A 23,844-nucleotide genomic window follows, 5' to 3' on the forward strand; every position below is an offset into this window, starting at 1 on the left:
GTCGATGGGTGGCTCAGCAGGTCTCGAACGCGGGCAGCGCCGCGTTCACGAACTCCGCCACCACCTTCGCTTGGTCGGGCTCCACAATGCCGTAGTGCGTGGTGTCGAGCGTGGTCACCATGCCGGGCAGCAGCGCCAGCCACGGTTCCGGTCCGGTCGAGTGCACCGGCAGACCCGCCACCGGCGTGCCCGCGAGCCACACCGCGGCCGTGGTGCGGCTCAGCCGCGGCGGCGCGTAGTCCGCCATGGTGGCCAGGTTGGCACGGCAGCAGGCGGCCAGCCGCTTCGCGTAAGCCTCGCTCGCCTCCCCTTGGCTCAGCTCGTTGGCGAACACCGCTTCCAGCTCCGCGTCACCGTAGGCGGCGAGGTGCGGCCCGGCGTCCGGTGCGGGCGGATCGATCAGGTACAGCCCGTCGACCGCCGAGCCGTCCGTATCGACGCCCGCCGCCATCTCGAGCGCCACCCAGGCACCGAACGACCAGCCACCCAGCCGCCAGTTCCACTCGGCGCGCGGGAACCGCGCTTCGAGCGCCGCCCGATAGCGGCGCGCCCGCTCCGGGATCGACCACGACGGCAGGCCGGGCTTCCGGAACGCCGGATCCGCGATGAGGCACACCGTCAACCGCGGATCCAGCGCCGAAACGAGCGCGCGATAGGCCTGGATGTCACCGCCGACGGGATGCACCAGGGACAGCACGTCCCGCCCGGTGCCCTCCTGCCAGACCTCGACCGCGACCGCGTCGCCGGTCGGCTCCTCCCCCAGCAGCGCGAGCACCTCGGCGAGGCTGACCCGGTGGCTCAGCTGGGAAAGGTCCAGCTCGACCCCGTGCTGCGCCTTGACCTCGGCGATCAGGTCCAGCAGCGTCAGCGAATCGGCGCCGAGCTCGTACAGGGACGCGCCCGGGTCGAGTTCGTCGACACCGAGCCAGCCGCGCAGGCTCGCCGCGAGCCGCTCCGCCGACGGCTCGGCCGCGGCGGAGTCCGATGTGGACGGTGCGTAGAACTCGGCCGCGCGGTCGAGCGGCGTGGTCGACACCAGCAGCTGCGGCAGGTCGAGCGCCAGCGCGCGATCGAACATCCGCTGCCCTTCCGCGGCGCTGAGCCCGACCGCGAGATGCGCGCGGTGGCGGACACCGGGGTTCGCGACGTCCGGTGCCATGCCCGTCTCGGCCCAGATGTCCCAGTCGACGACGAGCCGCGCGGTGGTTTCACTCTCGTCGGACCGGGCGCGGGCGAACCCGTCGAGCAGCCCGTTCGAGGCCGCGTAGTCGAGCTGCCCGGTTCCGCCGTACCAAGCCGACATCGAGGAGCAGTACACCGCGAACGCGGGCCGGAAGCGCTCGATGACCCGTTCCACCAGTAGCGCGCCGCGTTCCTTCGCCGCCATGGCCCGCCGCATCCCGGCCGGGTCGCGATGCGCGATCGTGCCGCCGTCGGCCACCCCGGCGGCGTGCACCACGCCGTCGACGCGGTCCAACCGAGCGAGGACGGCATCCAGCGAGCACGTGCCGAGATCGGCCTCCAGCAGATCGACGCGATCGGCCCACGGAGCCAGCTCGTCGGGCAGCAGGGCCCGGCGGGCGAGCAGGACCACCCGGCAGTCGGAGCGCGCCAGCAGCCAGGCCGCGATGCTCGTCCCGATCCCGCCGGTACCACCGAGGACGAGGTGGACTCCTTGGTACACGGGCGAATTCCCCGAACTCGGCGTGACCGGCACGAGCGCCGGATGCCACCAGTAGCCCTGCCGCAACGCGAGCCTGCGCGGCAGTCGTGGCTCGCTCAACAGCGCGGGCAGCAGCGGTGCCCACGCTTGCGGATCGGGGCTCGGCAGGTCGACCCAATGGCCGTCGGCGCCGCTTTCCTGCGGCGCCACTTCGGTGATCCCGGCGAGCAGGCCCAGTTCCGGTCGCCGCACCGGCCCGTCGACCGGCTGTGCCTGCTGCGAAAGCCACCACGTCCGCACGGTCGGACCCGCGGCGGCGGCGCGCACCACGGCGGCCGGGGTGTCGACGCACGCCCAGCGCGCGCGGGCCACGGTGACCTCCCCGACCGCGCCGCCGATCGACAACGGGAGCGCGTGCACCCAGTGGACGGCGTCCGCGCCGAGCGCGTCGAACAGGGATCGCAGCGATTCCGGGTCAGCCGGGTCGACCTGGTAGCGATCGTCCGCGAGCCTGGCGAAGGAATCCGCCGCCGTCACCTGGACGACCCCCGCGCCGAGGCCCGCGACCGGCTCGGCGGTCATCACCACCACGACGCCGGTGACCTCCGCTCCGGTGGACGCCGCTCGGCGCAGCCGGACCCAATGCGGCTGGTGCAGCCACTCGGCCTCCGGCACCCTGGACGGCCACGCGCGCGCCGCGGTTTCCGGGGCGGCACGGTCGAAGTCGTAGTCGGCGAGGTCGAACGCGGGCGGCGGGAAGTCCCACGGCGCCTGCGCCGGACCGTCCGCCCAGCGGACGGTCGCGCCACCGAGCCAGCGGACGACGAGCGCGCCCGTGCGGTGTTCGCCCGCCTCCAGGACCTCCTCCGTCGGCGACGTTTCGACCCCGGAAACCTTGCGCAGCCAGGAAATCGCGGACGCGGCGTCCGCGTGCACGGCCGCGACCCGCCACCGTCGCGCGGGGCGGCCCGCCTGGAGGTGCCGGAGCACCTGGTCGAAGGTCTCCGGCCGCGCCTCCAGGTAGTCCGCGATGCGGGTGGCGTCGGCGCGCAGGCCCGCCGCACTGGCGCTGGACAGCATCAGGCAGGGCGACCCGGCGGCGGGTTCCGGGCTCTGGTCGCCTTCGTCGAGTACCACGTGCGCGTTCGTGCCGCCGACGCCGAAACTGCTCACCGCCGCGACGCGCGGCCGGTCGTCGGGCCACCGTTCCGCCTTGGCCGGGACGAAGAACGGGCCCGGGTCGCCGATCTTCGGGTTCAGCTCGTGGAAGTCCACGGTCGGCGGGATCAGCCCGTGGTGCAGGGCCAGCGCCGCCCGCACCAGCCCGACCACGCCCGCGGCCGTGCCGAGGTGCCCGAGCTGGCTCTTCACTGACGACAGCGCGCACCGGCCGGACTCCGCGACTTCGAAGGCCTCCCGCAGCGCGCCGACCTCCACCGGGTCGCCCAGTTCGGTCCCGGTTCCATGGGCCTCGACGTAGCCGACATCGGCACCGGTGTGCCCGCTGCGGCGCAGCGCTGCGCGAATCACCTCGCGCTGCCCGGCCAGCGCGGGCGCGCTGTAGCTGAGCTTGCTGTCACCGTCGTTGTTGAGCGCGGAACCGGTGATCACCGCGTAGACGGTGTCGCCGTCCTGGCGCGCCAGCCGCAGTGGCTTCAACACCACCGTGCCGACGCCGCTGGCGCCGACGGTGCCGCTGGCGTCGTCGCTGAACGGGCGGCAGTGCCCATCCTTCGAAAAGATGTGCTGCGGCCGATACCGGTACCCGCGCCCGAGGTTCAGGTCGATCTGCACGCCACCGACCAGCATCACCTCGCTGTCCCCCGCGCGCAGCATGCCGGCGGCTACGTGCACGCCCACCAGCGAACTGCCGCACGCGGCCTGCACGGTGAACGCGGGGCCGCGCAGCCCGAGGCAATAGGCGACCTTGGTGGCGAGGAAGTCCTTCTCGTGGTGGAACGCGAACTGGAAGCTGTCGGGAAGGCGCGCGGGATCGGCTTCGCGGAGCATCGACTGGAAGTAGGTGTTCTCGCTGCAGCTCGCGACCAGACCGACGCTGCGCACGGACTGGTCCGCGATTCCCGCGTGCGCCAACGCTTCCACGCAGTTCATCAGCAGGTGCCGCTGCTGCGGGTCCATCAGCGCGGCATCCCGTCTGCTGATGCCGAACGCGGCCGGGTCGAAGGCGAGCGGGCCCCGCAGCTCACTGCGCGCGCCGACCAAGCCGTCCTCGGCGTCGAAGTGCTCGATCCCGCGTCCGCCCGTTTCGGCCATCGTCCAGAACGCGCCGAGATCGTCCGCGCCCGGCAGGCGGACCGCCATCCCGACCACGGCGATCGGCTCGTCGGGCGCGCTCTCCGCGATGGCCGCCCGCTCGGCAGGCGCGTCGCCGTCGAGGAAACGGGCAAGGCGGCGGATCGTGACGTGCTCGAACAAGTCCGGAATGGACAGTGCGAGCCCGAGTTCTCCGGTGCAGCGGAGGTGGAAGCGCATCAGGCCGAGGCTCGACGCGCCCGCGTCGAAGAAGCGCTGGTCCGGCCCGATGGGCTGCCCGACGACCCCTTCGAACACCGCGGCGAGCTGTGCTTCGCGTGCGGACAACCCAGGACTCGCGGCGCGCTCCGAACGCAGGTCGACGCCCGGTGCCGCGAGCACGCGCCGCCGGTCCACCTTCCCGCTCGGCGTGCGCGGCAGCGCTTCGAGCACGCGGAACCGGTCTATCCGCGCGTAGGCGGGGAGCAACCCGGCCAGGTGGTCGGCCAGCTCTGCCGCCGACGGAACCTCACCGTGGCACCGAAGACACGCGACGAGCTGGTTCCCGTCGCGTACCACCACCGCACCGGAAACCGAGGCGTGCCCGAGCAACGCGGTCTCGACCTGGCCCAGCTCCAGCCGGTAGCCGCTCAGCTTGATCTGCTCGTCGTCGCGGCCGAGGAAGTGCAGCAGCCCGGCGGAATCGAAGCGCGCCAGGTCACCGCTGCGGAAGAAGTGCCCGAGCCCGGGAAGCTCGACGAACCGCGCGCGGTTCAGCTCGGCGTCGCCGAGGTAGCACGGCGACACGTGCGGCCCGCCGATGAGCAGTTCACCGCTCCGGCCCGGTGGCAGGATTTCGTCCGCGTCGTCGACGACGCGCAGCATCGTGTTGTCTACCGGCTTCCCGATCGCGGGACGATCCGGCCAGTTCGCGGGATCGCCTTCGAGCCGCAGGCTGCTGACCACGTGCGTCTCGGTCGGCCCGTAGTGGTTGACCAGGCACGCGCCCGGCAGGCCCGCGAACCAGCGGCGGATCGCGTCGGTGCACAGAAGTTGCTCTCCCGCCGTCACGACCTCGCGCAGCCGCGACGGATAGCTCCCGAGCCGGACGCCGTGCTCGGCGAGCAGTTGCAACGCCACGTACGGCAGGTGGAGGCGTTCGATCCCGGCCGTTTCCAGCTGGGCCAGCAGCGCGGGGGCGTCGTGCCGCCAGCCCGGCTCGGCGAGGTGGAGTGTGCCGCCGGTGCACAGCGTGCCGAAAATTTCCTGGAACGACACGTCGAAGGAGAGCATCGAGAACTGCTGGGTCGCGGCTGCCGTCATGTCCTCGGTTTCGACCTGCCAGTGCAGCAGATTGCCGAGCGTCCCGTCGGTCACCTCGACGCCCTTGGGCGTGCCGGTGGAACCGGAGGTGAACAGTGTGTAGAGCGGGCGTTCGCCTTGGTGCGGCGGGGGTTCCGGCGCGTCCGTTGTGGACAGGGTCACCGGGTGGCGCGGCAGGTCCGCCGGTGCGAACTCGTCGAGCGCTGCCTCGGAGCCCGGTGCCAGGAGAACGGCGGACGGCTCCGCCTGGTCGAGGATCTGCCGCAGCAAGGCGGGCGGATAAGCCGGGTCGAGCGGCACGATGGTGAGGTTGAGCCGCGCCAACGCGAGCAAGGCCACCACGTGTTCGACGGACGCCTCGAAGTACAGCGCGACGGACGGACCCGCGACGGCGCCGAGTTTCGCAGCCAGCGCGTTCGCGTACGAATCCAGTTCGGCGTAGCTCACGGTGCGGCCGTCCGCGGCCAGCGCGGGCGAATCCGGGGTTCGCCGGACCTGGCGCGCGAAACCGTCGGCGATCGTGGTGAACGACGGCGTGGAAACGGCACCGCGCCCGGGATCGGGCAACGCGCGCCGGTAGGAGGCCACCAGCTCGGCGAGCGTGGCCCCGCCCCGGTCGAGTTCGTCGAGCCCGCGGCGGAAGAGTTCGGCCATGGCCTCGATCTCGGCGGCGTCGAACCGGTCGTCGGCGAACTCCCACAGGCAGTCCAGCCCGTCCGCGCGGTCCACCACGGACATCGTCAGCGCGCACTTCGCCTCGGCCGGGACCGTCCACTCCGGACTGACCGGGCAACCGGGCAGGGTCAGTGCGCCGAAATCGGTGTTCTCCAGCACGAACAGGTAGTCGAACAGCGCGCCATCGGCGGGCAACGCCAGGTCGGCCAGTGCGACGTCCTGCCGGTCGAGCACGGCGCGCGTGTCGGCGGCCTGCTGCCGGAGCTGGGCGCGCAGGCCCTCCCCGGGAACGACTTCCAGCGGCACGAGCACCGTGTTGGCGAACATGCCGACGCTGTCTTCGAACTCCTGCACCGGACGGTTCGCGACCGGGCTCGCGATGCGGGGGCGCGTGCGGCCGGTGACGCCGTAGACGCTCCACGCGAAAACGCCGAGCAGGAGCTGGAACCGGGTCAGGCCAAGCTCAGCGCCGAGCCGGTCGGCGGTCGCGCGTTGCGCGGCGTCCAGCTTCGTGCACAGCAGGCGTCCCACCGCATTCGACCCGGACCGCGCGGCGACGAGATCGTCGCGCCCGTCGTAGTGCGCCTGCAGTTCGACGCGCTGGGCCTGGTAAGCCGGTTCCGCGAACCAGGCCGCCTGCCAGGCCGCGAAGTCCAGCGGAGTCCTGGTTTCCACACCGTCCACAGTGGCTTTTCCAGTGTAGCCTTCGGAAATCGCGCGCAGCAGCACGGAAACCGACCAGCCGTCGACCGCGATGTGGTGCAGCCGGAGCCGGAGCACTCCGTCGTCCCACCGCGCGCGGAGCTGCCGCGGCCGCGCGAGGTCGAACGGTCCGGTCGCGGGCTCCCACGGGTCGTACGGATCGGCCACCACCTGGTAGAGGCCGTCCGCCCGCGCCTCGAACGCGGTGCGCAGCGCGGGGTACCGCACCACGAGCCGCCGCACCGCGTGCTTCAAGGCGTCGACGTCCACCGCGCCCGACACCCGGAACGCGAGGTCGACGTCGTAGGCGCGGGACTCGGGCGCCTGCTGCTGAAGGAGCCAGAGCCGCTGTTGCTCCGAGGTCGCCGGTGCACAGCGAGCGCCCGACGGCGCTCCTGCCGCGGGGTACGGAGTCCGCGTTCCCGCGTCGACGGCCGCGGCGAGCGTGGCGAAGTCGTCGCGCAGCACGGCCGTCTGCGCCAGCTCGCACCCCCAACGCCGCCGCACCTCGAACCGCAACCTCAGTGCTTTCAGCGAATCGCCACCGCTGGGCACCCACCGATCCCCGGGGCGCAACCCGGAAACCCCGAGCACCGCGCTCGCTACGGCGAGCAGCGCGCGTTCGCTTTCGGTCGCGATCCGGTCGTCGGCCGCCTCGGCACGCCACGCGGGCAGGTCCCGGCCGAGCAGCGCGCGCTCGTCGACCTTGCTGTTCGCGTTCAGCGGCAACTCGTCGACAAGGTGGATCCGGTGCGGCCGGAGGTAGCCGGGGAGGGTCCGCGCCAGGTGCTGTTCGAACTCCGCGAACGCGACTTCCGCGCCGAGGACGAGGTAGGCGACCAGTTCGTGCACACCGGCTTCGCGCCGCGCGCAGACGTGCGCCAGCCTGACCGCAGGGTGCCGCAGGAGCTGCCGTTCGACCTCACCCGGTTCGACCCGGAACCCGCGCACCTTGACCTGGCGGTCCACCCTGCCGACGAAGGAAACCAGTCCCCCGTCGTCGGCGCGCACGAGATCGCCGGTGCGGTAGTAGCGGTCGCCGTCGTACTGGACGAACCGGCTCGCGGTTTCCTCCGGCAGGTTCCGGTACCCGGCCGCGAGGCCCTCGCCACCGAGGTACAGCTCGGCGACCTCGCCGGGTTCGGCTTCCCGCTCGCCATCGACGACCAGGCGCATCGTGGTGCCGGGCAACGGCCGTCCGATCGGCACCACGTCACCGTCGAACCGCCGTGGGATCGGGTAGGACAGGGCGTAGGTCGTGGATTCCGTCGGCCCGTAGACGTTGTGCAGCCGCATCGAACTGCCCGGGTTGTCCTGGTACCAGCGGCGCATCGTCCCGGCGTCGAGCTGTTCTCCCCCGACGACCATCTGGCGCGCACCGGCGAAGCAGTGCGGCACCCGGTCCACCACGGCGTTGAACAGCGCGGTGGTCATCCACACGGTGTCGATGCGTTCGCGCAGCAGCACGTCCGCGAGCAGCTCGGGGGTCTGCACCACTTCGTCGGCGAGGATCACGCACCGCGCGCCGGTCAGCAGCGGTACCCACACCTCGAAGCTGATCGCGTCGAAGGCCGGGTTGGACAAGCACGAGTACCGTTCGCCGCGTTCGAGATAACCCGGTCTCGCGAGCCGGAGGATCCCGTCGCCGGTCACCTCCACACCCTTGGGCCGCCCGGTGGTGCCCGAGGTGTAGAACACGAACGCGACCGATGCGCTCGCGATCTCCGGCTCATGCCCGGCTTCCAGCACTTCGGTGACAGCGAAGGGTTTCACCGCTTCGGGCAGCTCGTCCGGCGCGGCTCCGTCGTGGACCAGTGCAACACTTCCGGAGTCCAAAAGGATGTGGTCCCGCCGCTCGGGCGGGCTCTGCGTGTCGAGCGGGACCACGGTGCCGCCGAGGCGCAGGATGCCGAGCATCGTGCACACGAGTTCCGCGGACCGGGGCACCCTGACCGCGATCGCGTCACCGGGCCGCACGCCGCGATCGCGCAGACCCGCGGCGGCGCGGGCGCTCGCGGCGTCGAGTTCAGCGTAGGTCAAGGTCCGGTCGCCGTCGGTGATCGCGACCTCGTCCGGCGTGCGCCGCGCCTGCGCGAGCACCCGGTGCGCCAAGGAAACCATCAGGGCCCCACCCTTTCCAGCTCACGGCGCAGGATCGCGGCGACCCGCAGCACCTCGTCGGTTTCCAGCAGCTCCCAGTGATCGCAGTCGAGCGTGTCCACGACGAGGCCCGCTTCGGCGCGGCGCCGCCAGAAGTCGCGGCCCTCGCGCGCGGTGTCCTCGTCGCGCCCGCCAACGGCTTCCAGCAGCACGAGCCGCCCGGGGGTCGGCGGCGCCTCGTAGTCGCGCATGGTCAGCCGGTTGTGGTTGTAGATGTGGAAGTACTGCTCGATCTGCCGGTCGTCGATACCGGGGTACATCCCGTTGAAGCGGACCAGCTTGTCGCGGAACTCGGCCAGGTCCACCGGTTCGATCGCGGCGCGCTCCGCCGGGTCGTCGGTGCCCTGCGTGTCGAGCAGGACCACGCTCACCCGCTCGTGCCCTGCCAGTGCGAGCCGCCTGCCCATCTCGTGCGCGATCAGGCCGCCGTAGGACAGCCCGGTCAGCACCACCGGCCCGTCGACCGGTCCGATCAGGTCCAAATAGGACACCGCCATCGCTTCCACGGTGGGCAGGAAGTCCTCGCCAGGGTTCACACCCGGCGACTGGATCCCTTGCACACCAACATTTTCCGGCAGGGTCTTGGCCAGTGACAGGTAGCAGAACGCGGTGCCGCCCGCGGGATGGACGCACACGACGCGCGCCTCGCCGCCACGGAACTCGATGAGGTTGCTCGGCGGGCGCCCGGGAGCGCCCCGGCGCAGCCGTCCGCCGAGTGCTTCGATCGTCGGGTTCAGCACGATTTCGTGGATCGGCACCTCGGCGCCGAACTCTTCGCGGACGGCGTGCGCCAGCTTGATCGCCGAGATCGAACTTCCACCGACGTCGAAGAAGCTGTCACGGATGCCGATGTCCGGCTGGAGCAGCAACCGCTTCCAGATCCGGTACAGCGCGAGTTCGACGTGATCGCGCGGGCTGGCCAGGTTGACCTGCCCCGGCCCGTCGGCGGCGTGCGCGAGCAGCGCCGCGCGGTCCGGTTTGCCGTTCGGTGTGCGGGGCAACCGGTCCAGCTCGACGAAGAGCGCCGGAACCATGTACGCCGGAAGCCGCCGTGACAGCACCTCTCGCACCGGTTCCCCGGCTTCCGCGTCACCGCGCCCGATCCCCGCCACCAGCCGGGGTTCACTGCCGTCGTCGTCGACGAACACCACCGCTTCGTGGACGCCGGGCTGCTCGCGCAGCACGGCTTCGATCTCACCGAGTTCGATGCGGAACCCCCGGAGCTTCACCTGGTGATCGCGCCGCCCGAGGTACTCCAAGTTCCCGTCGGGGAGCTGACGGGCGAGATCTCCCGTGCGGTAAACGCGTTCTCCCGCCCGGAACGGATCCGCGACGAACCGTTCGGCGGTGGGGCCGGTGCGGCCGAGGTACCCGCGCGCCACCCCGGCACCGCCGAGGTAGACCTCACCGGTCACCCCGATCGGCACCGGCCGCAGGCGCTCGTCGAGCACGTACGCCCTGGTGTTCGCGAGCGGCCTGCCGATCGGGCACCGCCGGTCGCGCGGCCCCGGATCCGGGTAGGCGGTGCTGTACACGGTGGTCTCGGTCGGCCCGTACCCGTTCAGCACCCGCAGGCCGGGCAGGTGCTCGGTCAGCCGGTGCAACCCGTTCTCCGGCAACGGTTCCACGCCGACCAGGAGCTGGCGGAGCGCGAGCCCGGCGAGCCGTTCCCCGGGGGCCTCGGCCGCCCAGGTCACGAACGCGGGCGGCAGGTACGCCTGCGCGACGCGGTACTCCCGCAACCAGCCCATCAGGCGCGCGGGATCGGGGCGGATCTCGTCCGGCACGACGTGCAGTGTGCCGCCGGTGGTCAGCGGCAGCAGGATCTCCTGCACCGAAACGTCGAACCCGAAGCTCGACCAGAGCGCCGCCGCCTCGCCCGGCAGCGCACCGAAGCACGACACCCAGTGGTCGAGCAGATTGGTCACGCTGCCGCGCGTCACCGCGACGCCCTTAGGCCTGCCGGTGGAACCCGAAGTGAAGATCACGTACGCGAGCGCGGCGGGGTCCGCCACCACGCCGGGCGGGTCGTCACAGTCCACTTCGGACACGATCTCGGCGAGCGAGGTCCATTCGTCCGCGGAGTCGCTCACCACGAACGCGGGATCCGCGTCCGCGACGATCGACGCGAGCCGTTCCGGTGGCAGCGCCGGATCGAGCGGAAGATAGGCGGCTCCGGCCTTGAGGATACCGAGGATCCCGACGACCAGGTCCGCCGACCGTCCGATGTGGAGCCCGACGACCTGGTCCCGGCGCACTCCTCTGGCGAGCAACGCCGCGGCGACGCGGTTCGCCCTGCTGTCCACTGTGGAATAGTCGAGCCGGTCTCCGCCGCACACCACCGCGAGTTCGCCCGGCCGGGAGCGCACCTGCGCTTCGAAGCGCTCGACGAGGCCGTCCGTTTTGGCGGGGCGGTCCGTGGCGTTCCAGTCCTCGATCTGACGCCGCCGTTCCCCGGCGCCGAGCAGGTCCAGCTCTCCCGCCGGGCGCGCCGGGTCGCGCGCGACCTCGTGCAGGAGCCGCACGTAGTGCTCCGCCATCCTGGCGATCGTCTCGCCGTCGAACAGGTCCGTGTCGTACTCGAAGGCCAGTTCGAGGTCGTGCTCGCGTTCGGCCACCTCGACGGCGAGATCGAACTTCGCCGTCCCCGCGCGGGTTTCCAGTTCCCGCAGCGCCAGCCCCGGCAGCTCCAGCTCGTCGAGCGGCATGTTCTGCAGCACCAGCATCACCTGGAACAGCGGTGAGTACCCGGTGTGCCGCTCCGGGTTGAGCGCCTCGACGAGCTGGTCGAAGGGCAGATCGGCGTGCGCGTGCGCATCCAGCACGTGCCCCCGCACCTCGCGCAGCAGCGCGGCGAACGACTGCGCCGGATCCACCCGCGTCCGCAGCACGACGGTGTTGACGAAGTGCCCGATGAGGTCCTCGACCTCGGCGTGCCCCCGGTTCGCGAACGGGGTGCCGAGGCACACGTCGTCCTGGCCGCTGTACCTCGACAACAGCACCGACAGCGTCGCGGTGAGGGTCGTGAACAACGTTGATTCGGCGGTGCGGCCCAAATCGTGGAGACCACGGGCGAGTTCCGCGCCGACGGTCACGGTGTGCCGGTCACCGCGGAACCGCCGCACGGCGGGGCGCGGCCGGTCCGTCGGCAGGGACAGCAGGGCGGGCGCGTCACCGAGCCGGTCCGTCCAGTACTCCAGGTGCCGCTGCCGCACCTCGTCGCGCAGGTGCTCGCGTTGCCACAGCGCGAAGTCCGGGTACTGCACGACCGGATCCGTCAGCGGTGACGGCCTCCCGTGCACGAAAGCGGTGTACAGCTCGCCGACTTCCCGCACCAGGATCCCGGTCGACCAGCCGTCCGCAACGATGTGGTGCACGTTGAGCAGCCACCGGTACTCGTCGGCGCCCAGCCGGACGAGCGTGCTGCGCACCAAGGGTCCTTCGCCGAGGTCGAACGGCTCGCGCGCGTCCGCTTCGGCCAAGGCGCGGAACCGCTCCTCGGCATCGGGGCGGCCCGTCAGGTCGAGCACCGGCACCCCGGCACCGACCGCGGGCCGCACCACTTGCTGCGGTTCGCCGTCGAGCGCGGGGAAAACCGTGCGCAGCGCTTCGTGCCGCCGGATCACCTCGCTCAGCGCCCGATCGAACGCGGTCACGTCGAGCGCGCCGTCGAAGGCGAACGCCGAAGGGTTGCCGTACACCGGATTCCCTGGTGCGAGCCGGTCGAGGAACCACAGCTGGCGTTGCGGGAACGACAGCGGCACCGGGGCGCGCGGATCCGGCCTGCGCACGATCGCGGCGACGTCGTGCCCGGTGAGGATCTCGATCAGCCGCTGCTTGTGGTCGCGCAGCTCGTCCCGCAACGCGTGCGTGACGAAACCCTTCGGCGCCTTCAGCCGCAGCTTGCCGCCGTCGACCTCGATCGCGATGCCCTCGCGGGTGAACAGGTCCAGCAGTTCGTAGGCGTTCATACCTCGATGTCTTCCATCTCCGGCGCACGCCGCCCGCCGAGGAGCGAATAGACCGGCCGGTGCGTCGGCCCCAGCTCGAACAGGGAGGTGAGCCGGTCGGTTTCGAGCGACCCGATCCCGCACACGCCGAGCCCGTGCCCGGCCGCGGTCATGGTGAGCAACTGCCCCATCGCGCCCGCCTCGATCCGGCAGAAGCCCTCGGCTTCCTCGCCGTAGAGCGGTTCGATCGCCGCGAGATCCGCCACCAGAAACACCGCGAACGCCGCCGCCTCGAACACCGGGCGGTTCACGAAGAAGTCGTAGGCGTCGGAGCCCAGCTCGCCACCGTCGCCCACCGCGACCAGCCGGTGCGCGCGGGCGTCGTGGTAGTAACCACCGCCAGGGACGCCGTCGATGCGGCCCGGTTTCAGGTAGAGGTAGGTCTGGACCGCGTAGCTGCCACCGGCGGAGCCGTACAGGTACTTCGGCCTTCCATCCACCTCGCCCTCCGCGAGGCAACTCAAGAACCCGGAGAACGCCGCACCGTCCACCGGTGCGGCGTCGAACTCCCGCACGGAGCGGTATTCGGCGTACCGCTGCGTGTCCGCCGAACCGGCCAGCTCGACGGACCGCCCGTGCTCGAAATCGCGGTGTCCGAGATCCCGCGCCTTGAACTCCTTGCGCGCCAACGGGTCTTCCACCACGTCGCCCCTTCCGGCTCGGTGCGCGGCCGCCGCGATCTCGCGGTCGCGGACGTATCCCCGGTACATCCCCAACAGGTCGCCGACCGTCGGCTGCCGCATGAACTCGGCGAGCCGCGGCCGGAAGCCCAGCTCGCTCGACAGCGCGTTGGCGATGCGCACGACGTCGATCGAGGTGGCACCCAGCCGCATGAGGTTCGCGTCCGGCGGGACCGCGCGTCCCAGCACTCCCGCGACCAGCTCGGCGAGCCGCGTCTCGTCCGGGCCCTCGGCGACCGGCGACGCGACGGCGGAACCGAGTTCCGGTGCCGGGTCCGGTAGCTGCGACCGGTCGACCTTCCCGTTGGCGGACAACGGGAACGACTCCAGGAACCGGAACGACGACGGCACCATGTAAGCGGGCAGCTTCCGCGCGAGGTACTCGGCCAGCTCGGTCGCGGGCACTTCGCCGACGACGTACGCGGCGAGCCGTTTCGCCTGCTGCGCCTCCCCGACGAGCCGCGCCACCGCCGACCGGACGGCGGGATGCGCTTCGAGGACCGCTTCGATCTCACCGAGTTCGACGCGGTAGCCGTTCACCTTGACCTGGCCGTCCTCGCGGCCGAGGAACTCGATCGTGCCGTCCGGCAGCAGGCGCCCGAGATCCCCGGTGCGGTAGAGCCGCTCGCCGGTGGCGGGGTGCACGACGAAACTGGCGTTCGTGCGTTCCTCGTCGCGCCAGTACCCGAGCGCCAGCCCTGCCCCGCCGATGTGGAGGTGACCGGGCACCCACGGGGGACGCGGCCGCATCGCGTCGTCGAGAACGTAAAAACACTGATGCCGCAACGGTTTTCCGTACGGGATGCTGCGCCAGCCGGGGTCCACCGCGCCGATCGGGTGGTGGATGGACCAGATCGACGCCTCGGTCGCACCGCCGAGGCTGTCGACGCGCGCAGAGGGCACGAGCGCGCGGAACCGGTCGGGGAGGTCGAGCGGGATCCAGTCGCCGGAGAGCATCGCCAGCCGCAACGACGACGGCGGCGGGTGCCCGGATTCGATGTATTCGACGAGCAGGCCGAGCAACGCGGGGACCGAGTTCCACACGCTGACGCCGTGGGCGCGGACCAGGTCGAGCCAGTGCGCGGGATCGCGGGCCAGTTCGGGTTCGAGCGTCACGACGGCGGCGCCCGCCGCGAAGGTGCCGAAGAGGTCGAACACGGACAGGTCGAAGCTCAGCGACGAGATCGCGAGCACCCGGTCCGCTGGCGCGATGCCGAACCGTTCGATGACGTCCAGCAAGGTGTTCACCGCGCCGCGGTGATCGATCACCACTCCCTTCGGCTTGCCGGTCGATCCCGACGTGTAGATCACGTAGGCCACGTCGGTCTCGGCCGCGGCGACGGGTTCGAAGGCGTCGGTGTCCCCGCCGAGGCCCACCGGTTCGACCCCGTCCGGGACGCCGCGCGTGGTCACGACCGTCTTCACCCCGGCCTCGCCGAGGATGTGCGCCACCCGCTCCGACGGCAGTTCCGGATCCAGCGGCAGGTACGCCCCGCCCGCGTACAGCACCGCGAGGGTGGCGACGGCCTGTTCCCAGCCCCGGTCCAGCAGCACCCCGACGAGATCTCCCGGCCGCACGCCTCGGCGTTGCAGGCTGCCCGCGAGCCCGCGCGCCTCGCGACGGAGTTCGGCGTAGGTGAGCGCGCGGTCCGGGGACAGCACGGCCGTCGCCGACGGGGTCGCGAGCGCCTGCCGGTCGACCAGCTCGTGCAGCAACGGCCGTGGCGGCGGAGCGGGCTCGGTACCCGGCGCCAGCCGCGCGACCGGCAGCAGGCCGTCCACAGTGGACTTCCACGCGCCGGGCTCCGCGAGCCGGTCGAGCAGTGCGCAGTAGGCCGCGAACGTCTCGGCCACCATGCCGTCGGGGAACAGCTCATCGATGCTGTCCCAGTTGAAGAGCAAGGCGCCCTCGGTCTCGACCACGGTGTGGTCGATCCACACCTGCGGGGTCTGGGTGATGCTGTGCACGACCTCGCCGCCGAGCCCGGTCGCGAGCCCGTGCTCGGTGTGCAGCCCGTCCGCCTGTTCGCTAACCGTGCTGTTGAACACCACCGGCATCGCGGTCTGGCTGGTGCCCCGCGCTCGTGCGACCTCGCGCGTGACCCAGACCCCGCTCACCGCCGCGTGGTCGATGTCCGCCCAGAGCCGCTCCTGCACGCGGCGCGCCTGCGACGCGAAGTCGTCCGCGGTCACCTCGGCCTCGACCAGCACGAGCGAGGTGAAATCGCCCAGCACGGCGTTGACCCCGTGGTGCAGCGGCAGGCGGTTGAACAGCGGAAGGCTCAGCGTGAACCGCGGATGTCGGCTCCACAGCGCGAGCACCTGGGCGAACGCGGCCAGCAGCACCGCGGACGGCGTGACCCCGTGCTCCTTCGCCGCCGCCTTCACCGTGCGCCACTGTTCGGCCGGGACGAGCTTCTCGTACCGGACGAAGTGCGGGCGCGACACCGATTCCGGTTCGCGAACGAGCGGCAGCGCGGGCGCGGGGGCCAGCTCGGTCGCGCGCTCGCGCCAGTACTGCTGCGCGCGCTTGTAACGCGGGGTTTCCCGCAGGGCCCGCTCAGCCAGCACGTAGTCGCGGAACGTCAACGGCACCGACGTCAGTTCGGCGGCCGGGTCCGCGTAGAGCTGGACGAGTTCGCGTTCGAGGAGGTGGCAACTCGCCGCGTCGACGATCAGCGAGTCCATGCTGACGTGCAGGCGCACCTCGTCGTCGAGGCGGGTGACCGCGAACTCGAACAGCGGCCACCGCGTCGCGTCGAGCACCTGGTGCGACATCCGCTCGCGGGTCTCGCCGAGCTTCCGCTCGGCCTCCTCCCGGTCGAGACCGCGCAGGTCGTGGCACTGGATCCGGTACGGCGGAACGGTTTCCCGCACCTGCTGGGTGCCGTCGCCGTGGAAGACCGTGCGCAGCATGTCGTGCCGCGCGATCACGCCGTCGAGCGCGCGGCCGAAGCGCGCCACGTCGAGTTCGGACAACCTGATCTCGTCGTACTCGTGCGCACCGACGCCGCCCAGTTCGAGTGTCGATTCCCGCCCGACCCAGTACGCCTCCTGGATGTCGGTGAGCGGGAACGGCTCGTACCGACTGGCCGGGTCCGGCACCAGCTCGTCGAACACGAACGCGGCGTCGGCGTCATCGCGGTCCAGCTCGCCCACCAGGTCCGCGAGCACCGGGTTCTGGAACAGGCTCCGCAGCGACAGGTTCGCGGCCATGCGCCGGTTGACGGTGTGCACGAGCCGCGTCGCGAGCAGGGAATGCCCGCCCAGTGCGAAAAAGTCGTCGTGCAGGCCCACGCGCTCGCACCGCAGCACTTCCGCCCAGATGGCCGCCATGGTGGCTTCGCGTTCGGTGCGCGGCGCGGCGTAACCGACCTCGCTCACCACCGCGCCCGGCACGGGCAGCGCCCGCCGGTCCAGTTTCCCGTTGACGGTCAACGGAAGGCGCTCGAGCGGCTGCCACCGCGCGGGCACCATGTGCGCGGGAAGTAACCGGCGCGCCTGCGCACGGGCCGCGTCCACCTCGCCGACGACGTACGCGACAAGGGCGTCTTCGTGCACGACCACGGCCGCGTCGCGCACCCCGTCGGCCTCGCGCAGCACGTTCTCGACCTCGCCGGGTTCGACGCGGAAACCCCGCACCTTCACCTGGCCGTCGGCGCGCCCCGCGAACTCGATCTCGCCGCCGGGCAGCCTGCGCGCGAGATCCCCGCTGCGGTACATCACTTCGCCGGTCACCGGGTCGGGCACGAACCGCTCCGCGGTCGCCCTCGGCCGGTTCAGGTATCCCCGCGCCAAGCCCGCGCCACCGATGTACAGCTCTCCGACGACCCCGATGGGCGCTGGTTCCAGGCGCGCGTCGAGCACGTACAACCGCGCGTTGGCGATGGGACTGCCGATCGGCGGGAGCGACGGCCAGTCTTCGGCGTCGGCCGCGGCGAGGCTGTGCTGGCTGACGACGTGCGTTTCCGTCGGGCCGTACTGGTTGTGCAGATCGCTGCCGAGCGCGCGGAGACCGTCGCCGACCCGCAGTGCCTCACCAGCGGTGATGATTTCGCATCCGGACGGTTCACGGTCGAAGGCCGTGCGCACCACCGCAGCGGGGAGGAATGCCCGCCGAACCTCGTTCCTGGCAAGGAAACCGGGCAGGCCAGCCAGGTCGCGGTGCTGCTCCTCGTCCATCAGCACCAGCGCGGAGCCGCCGCACAGGGCGCTCCAGATCTCCTGGACGGACACGTCGAAGCTGATCGACGCGAACTGCAGCACCCTCGCCGGAGCGGGGCGCCGCAGCTGCCAGTGCACGAGGTTGTCGACGGTGCGCCAGGTCTGCGCGACGCCCTTGGGCCTGCCGGTCGAGCCCGAGGTGTAGAGCACGTACGCCAGGTTTTCCGGACGCCGTCGAATCGCCGGGTTGTCCTCGCGTTCCTCGCCGCCCGGGTCGGCGACATCGAGGAACGGCACCAAGCCCACTGGCGACCGCGCCAGCAGCAGGGCGGGCGAGCTGTCGTCGAGCATGAACTCGAGCCGCTCGGCCGGATAGGCGGGATCGAGCGGCACGTACGCGGCGCCGGTCTTCAGCACCGCGAGCAGGGCGACAATCAGCTCGTGCGAGCGTTCGAGGCACACCGCGACGAGCCGGTCCGGTCCGATCCCCCGTGCGATGAGCCGGTGGGCGAGGCGGTTGGCCCGCCGGTTCAGCTCGCCGTAGTCCAGCGTCCCGCTGTCCCACACCAGCGCGAGCGCACGCGGCTCCTGTGCCTCCACCAGTTCTTGCACCGGGCGGCCGAGCGGCGTCGCGGTGTCGTTCCAGTCCACAAGGGACCGACGCCGCTCGTGCGGGTCGAGTAGCGACGCCGGGACGTTTCCGGCGGCCAGCGCGGTCAGCACCCCGTGGAGGTACCCGGCATACCGTTCGGCGGTCGACCGGTCGAACAAAGCGGTGGCGTAGTCGAGCGTGCCGACGACGCGTCCGTGCTCCTCGGCGAGCGACAGCGTCAGGTCGAACTTCGCCACCGGGTGCGGTGTGTCCAGTGAGGTCGTTTCGAGGCCGGGCAACCGCGTCCGCCCGACCTCGTTGTTCTGCCAGGCGAACAGGACCTGGAACACCGGCGCGTGCGCGAGGCTGCGCGCCGGGTTGACCAGCTCCACCACGCGCTCGAACGGGAGGTCCTGGTGCTCCAGCGCGGACAGCGCGACGGCGCGTACGCGTGCCAGCAGCTCGGCGGCCGTCGGTTCGCCAGCGAGGTCGACGCGCAGCGCGAGGGTGTTCGCGAAGAACCCGATCAGGCCGTCCAGCTCGTCGCGCCTGCGGTTGGCCGTCGGCGTGCCGATCACGACCTCGGACTGTCCCGACAACCGGGAAAGCACCAGCGCCCACGCGGCGAGCACGGTCATGAACAGCGTGCCGCCGTGCTGCCTGCTCAGCTCGTTCAGCGCTGCGGTCAGCTCGACGCCGAACTCCAGCCGAACCCGCCCGCCGAGGTAGTCCTGCTCCGGCGGGCGCGGCCGGTCCGACGGAAGTGCCAGCAGTCCGGGAGCCCCGGCCAGCGCCGCCCGCCAGTATTCGCGCTGCTTCGCCAGCACGTCGCCGGTCAGCCAGTCCCGTTGCCAGGCGGCGTAATCCGCGTACTGCACCGGCAGCGGCGGGAGCGGATCGGGCTTTCCGCGGGTGAAGGCGGCGTAGGTTTCGCCGAGTTCCCGTGCCAGCACGCCCATCGACCAGCCGTCGGACACGATGTGGTGCATGGTCAGCAGCAGCACGTGGTGATCCGGTGCCAGCACGACGAGACGGCCGCGGACGACCGGCCCGCGCGCGAGGTCGAACGGGGTGCTCGCCTCTTCTCGTTGCAGCGCCGCCACCTCGGCGTGTTCGTCGATCCGCAGCGCGAAGCCCTGCTCCGGCGGATCCACGACCTGGACCGCCTCGCCGTCGACCTCGACCAAGCGCGTCCGCAGCGCCTCGTGCCGGGCGACGAGCGCGTCGAGGGCACGTGCCAAGGCGTCGCGGTCCAGCTCGCCGCGCAGGTCCAGCGCCTCCGCGACGTGGTAGGCCTCGCTCGCGCCGTCCAGCTGCGCGAGGAACCACAACCGTTGCTGCGCGAAGGAAAGCGGCACGGGACGCGACCGGTCGACCCGCCGGATCGGTGGCAGCAGCGCACCGGCGTCCGGGGCAAGGCACTTCGCCAGCTCGGCGACCGTCGGCGCGGTGAACACCGCGGTCGGCGCGATCTCCCTGCCGAGCGCGGCACGGATCTTCGACGCCAGGCGCATCGCGAGCAGGGAATGCCCGCCCAGCGCGAAGAAGTCGTCGTCCCGACCGACCCGCTCGACGCCGAGAACCGCTTCCCACGCCGAGGCGATCGCGGTTTCCAGTTCGCCTTCGGGTAGGGCGTACCCGCCGCGGCCGTACGCGGCCGAGTCCGGCGCGGGCAGCGCCGCGCGGTCGATCTTGCCGTTCGGCGTCAACGGCCACGCGGTCATCCGCACGAACGCCGACGGCACCTGGTGGGCGGGCAGCGCCGCGGCGAGCGCTGCCCGCAACTCCGCGGGATCGGCCGTCCCGAGGTGGTAGGCGACCAGCCGCCGGTCACCGCCATCGTCGTCGCGGGCGACCACCAGCGGTTCGCGCACGCCGTCGCAGCGGGTCAGCTCCGCTTCGACCTCCCCCGGCTCGACCCGGAACCCGCGGATCTTCACCTGGAAATCGGTACGACCGAGGAATTCGATCCGCCCGTCCGGCAGGCGGCGGCCCCGGTCACCGGTCCGGTAGAGCCGCGAGCCCGGCGCGAACGGGTCGGCGACGAACCGCGCCGCCGTCAACCCCGGACGGCCGAGGTACCCGCGTGCCACCCCCGCGCCACCGACGTGGATCTCCCCGGTCTCCGCCTCGCTGCCGTGGTCGTCGAGCAGGTGCACCCTGACCCCGGGCAGCGGCGCGCCGATCGGCAGCACGTCGATGCCCGAGGCGGGGACGACGTGGAGGCAGCTGTCCACCGCCGCCTCGGTGACCCCGTACGCGGTCACGATCCGCACGCCGGGGCCGAGGCGCGCGCGTGCCCGCCTGGCGTCGACGGCGGTCCAGACGTCACCGCCGCAGACCACCGTTTCCAGGTGGTCCAGCGCCTCGTCCCGGGTTTCCAGCTGGGTCACCAGCGCGTTCAGGACGGCGGGCACGAAGTCGGCGAAACCGATCTCGTGACGCCGCAGCAGGTCGTGCAGCCCCGCGCTGTCGAGCAGGAGACCACGCGGGCAGAGCACGAGCCTGCCGCCGAAACCCAGCGCGCGGACCACGTCGGCGGTGCACACGTCGAACGAGAAGCTGGCCATCTGCAGGTGCGCGAGCCCCGGCCGCAACGCGAGCGCGGTCTCCCAGCTCGCCGCGATCGCCAGCAGGTGTCCGTGCTCGACCAGCACGCCCTTCGGCTCGCCCGTCGAACCGGACGTGTAGATCACGTAGGCGAGATCGCCGCGCGCGTCCGGGTTGCCGCCGTCTTCGCCGGAGCCCGGCCAGTCCGGCGCGTCGAGATCGACCACGGGCGGCAGCTCTTCGACCCCGTCCAACGCGGTGCTCGCGGCGGCGTGCGTCAGCAGCACCGCGGGCGCGCTGTCGTGCAGCATGAACGCGAGCCGCCGCGTCGGGTACGCCGGGTCGAGCGGGACGTACGCACCGCCCGCCTTCAGCACCGCGAGCAGTCCCGTCACCATCTCGATCGACCGCTCGGCACAGATCGCCACCAGCGCGCCGGGGCCGACGCCGAGCGCCCGCAGGTGCCGAGCCAGCAGGTTCGCGCGCGCGTTCAGCTCGCCGTAGCGGATCTCCCGGTCCCCGCACACCACGGCGACCGCGCCGGGGTCACGCGCCACCTGCGCTTCGAACAACTGCTGCACCGCACGGACCGGCGCGCCGTTCATGACCTCGAAACGGCCGCCGGGCGTCGTGTGCTTCACCGACAAGACTCGCCGTTCCCTTTCCGCGGCACCCATTGCGGGCGCGTGATCCCATTCAGTCCACCATGGCCCACCGGACCCGGGACACGATTTGTGATGCTGGTCCACACCGGATACGCCAACTGGTTTATCGACGCATTACCACCGTTATCACAGCCATATCACATGCCCGTTCACCGGATTGCCCGCGACACCCCCGCACCGAATCCGCGACACGCACACCTGCACTATCGGCCAGCGGTCAGATCGTGTCAACGTCCGGTCGTCGGCACCCGCACCCGCCGTGCACATCTGAGCACCCGTCAATCCTGTCCGGTTGTTGTCCCGCCAATCCCTTGACAGTCATCTCGTCGACGCACTCACCGAACAGGCAGAAACCTCACGCGGTCACGTCGCTACCGTCCGCGACATTCCGCATTCCCCCATTCCCACCCGGCCGGCAGCAAGGCGACCGCGTTACCCGAATTTCTTTGTTCGATTCTTCGACGACGAATTCACCACCCGATAAATTGCCTCCCTCGAAGATCGGGGCGCCACGGCGGTATGCCGCCCACCCATCGCCCGACCCCGCGGTCGTGTGCCCGGGGGTTTACCCCGGTCAGACGACAGGTGCGGCATAGTGGGTGACAACTGGACTTCGGGCTTCCGATCCCGTGTCCCCGCAAGGGAAACTGGGCCGGGAGTCGCCTGCCGCGGCAAGGAGCACACGTGAACGCAACGCCTCTCACACACGACGACTGCGTGCGGCTCGTCCGCTCCCCCGAGCGCTACCGGACGGGGCTGATCTCGGTGGACGGCCACGCACCGCTCATCCTCGCGTGCCTGATCCTCGACGGCGGCGATCTGCTCATCCCCACCGCGTCGGACCAGACACTCCAGCGGACTTCGCGCGGCAGGCCGGTGATCGCGAACTTCACCCACCATGGCCTCTGCTCGTCGTGGTCGATCACCGGGTCCGGGCTGGCCAGGCCGCTGCGCGAACACGATCGGCCGGACCCGATGCCGCACACCACGATGCCGCACTCGACGATCCCGTTCGCCGGGTTCTTCGAGAACGGCATCCGCGTGCTGATCGCGCGGCTCACCGGCAGGCGGGGCGGCGAGGTGCGCGTGCCGAGACAACGCACCGTCGCCGGTCAGCGCGCCGCCGCCCCGGTCAGGGTGGCCGCCCGCTGACCGCTCACGGCTCGCCGAACTCCCCGTCCCGGCGGCGCTTCCGGACGACCAGCCACACCACCACGACGGCCAGCGCCGCTGGCAGCGCGCCGATCCCCAGGAGCAACCAGCCCCAGGAACGGGTTGCCCCCTTGGCGAACTCCTGCTCGCGCCGGGGCTCGCCAGGCGAGGTCATGTTGGCGTTCCCGGAAACCGTGTCGCCGGGCTTGAGGAGCTTGGTGTCGTCGACGAACGACTCCAGATCCCGGTAACCGGCACCGTCCGGCGCGACCGCTTCGCAGTCACCTCATCCCATTCCCTCCACGGCACCGGGTTCGGCGGCGGAACCGCCGCCGAAGCGGCAGTATCGCGCCGTGAGCCGGGACCCCTCCCGGTTACCCGAAGTCGGCGACGTGGTCGCGCGCCCACGACGCGAACGTGCGGGCCGGGCGGCCGAGCACGTCGGCGATCGTCGGGCCCCCGTCGGTCGGCTCCTCCCGGTTGCGGGCCATCATCTCCAGCAGGAACGGCGGCACGTCGCGGACCTGCTCCGGCGCCAGCTCGGTCACCACCAGCTCGCGGCCGAGCGCCTCCCCGATGAGCTCGACCTGCCGTGTCCTGGTCATGCTCTCCGGGCCCGCGAGCGCGTAGGCCGCCCCTTCGTGCCCCGGCGAGGTGAGCGCCTCGACGGCGACCTCCGCGATGTCCTGTTCGTGGATCGGCGTGGAGTACGAATCGGGGTACGGCATCGCCACCACGCCCTCGGCGCGGATCGACGGCGCCCACGCGAGCGCGTTCCCGGCGAACGCCCCCGGGCGCAGGAAGGTCCAGGCGATGCCCGATTCGCGGATCGGGTCCTCCACGAGCAGATGCCGGTCGGCGAGCACCTTCTGCGTCGGATCGGCGCTGGTCACGGCGAGCGCGGACAGCAGGACGATCCGCTCCACACCCGCTTCCTTCGCGGCGCCGAGGAAATCGGCGATGCCTTCGTCGATCGCGTAGAGGAACACTTCGCGCACACCGGCGAGCGCGGGCGCCAATGTCTCCGGCCTGCTCGCGTCGACGGTCACGGGTTCGACCCCGGCGATCGGGCGCGCCTGCTTCGCGTCGCGGCTACCGGCGCGGACGCGGTGCCCGGCGGCGGTGAGGCGATCGACGACCGCGCGGGCGATCGCCCCGCGCGCTCCGGTGACGAGAACGGTCATCTCGGTACTTCCTTCCCCTGGTCGTAACCCCATGATCCGCACGGATTCGCCGCCACTTCCAGAAAACTCCG

General features: G+C 71.6%; 6 protein-coding genes. 1 reads left to right on the forward strand and 5 read right to left on the reverse strand.

Annotation, left to right across the window (positions count from 1 at the left end):
• Positions 1-13 precede the first annotated feature (13 nt).
• The 3 genes from HUW46_RS43515 to HUW46_RS43525 are packed head-to-tail and all read right to left on the reverse strand — an operon-like array spanning position 14 to position 21,413.
• Complete coding sequence (locus tag HUW46_RS43515) at positions 14-8,737, reverse strand: non-ribosomal peptide synthetase (protein WP_215544473.1); 8,724 nt, start codon at positions 8,735-8,737, stop codon at positions 14-16.
• Positions 8,737-12,747, reverse strand: coding sequence for a non-ribosomal peptide synthetase (locus HUW46_RS43520; RefSeq protein ID WP_215544474.1), 4,011 nt, complete (start codon positions 12,745-12,747; stop codon positions 8,737-8,739). The genes HUW46_RS43515 and HUW46_RS43520 overlap by 1 nt, the downstream gene beginning before the upstream one ends.
• Entirely contained in the window at positions 12,744-21,413 is an 8,670-nt protein-coding gene (locus HUW46_RS43525) for a non-ribosomal peptide synthetase (RefSeq protein WP_215544475.1), read from the reverse strand. The genes HUW46_RS43520 and HUW46_RS43525 overlap by 4 nt, the downstream gene beginning before the upstream one ends.
• A 708-nt stretch (positions 21,414-22,121) precedes the next feature.
• Between HUW46_RS43525 and HUW46_RS43530 the strand changes: the two genes are divergently transcribed.
• A complete protein-coding gene (locus HUW46_RS43530; protein WP_215544476.1) occupies positions 22,122-22,589 on the forward strand; it encodes a hypothetical protein in 468 nt (155 codons plus the stop codon).
• 4 nt (positions 22,590-22,593) lie between these two features.
• Here the strand turns inward: HUW46_RS43530 and HUW46_RS43535 are convergent, their stop codons facing one another.
• The gene (locus HUW46_RS43535; RefSeq protein WP_215544477.1) at positions 22,594-22,764 is read right to left on the reverse strand and encodes a hypothetical protein; all 171 of its coding nucleotides are present in this window, start codon (positions 22,762-22,764) and stop codon (positions 22,594-22,596) included.
• Between the two features lie 199 nt (positions 22,765-22,963).
• Positions 22,964-23,773, reverse strand: coding sequence for an SDR family oxidoreductase (locus tag HUW46_RS43540; RefSeq protein ID WP_215544478.1), 810 nt, complete (start codon positions 23,771-23,773; stop codon positions 22,964-22,966).
• Positions 23,774-23,844: the final 71 nt, after the last annotated feature.

It is taken from the genome of Amycolatopsis sp. CA-230715 (assembly GCF_018736145.1).
Classification (GTDB): domain Bacteria; phylum Actinomycetota; class Actinomycetes; order Mycobacteriales; family Pseudonocardiaceae; genus Amycolatopsis.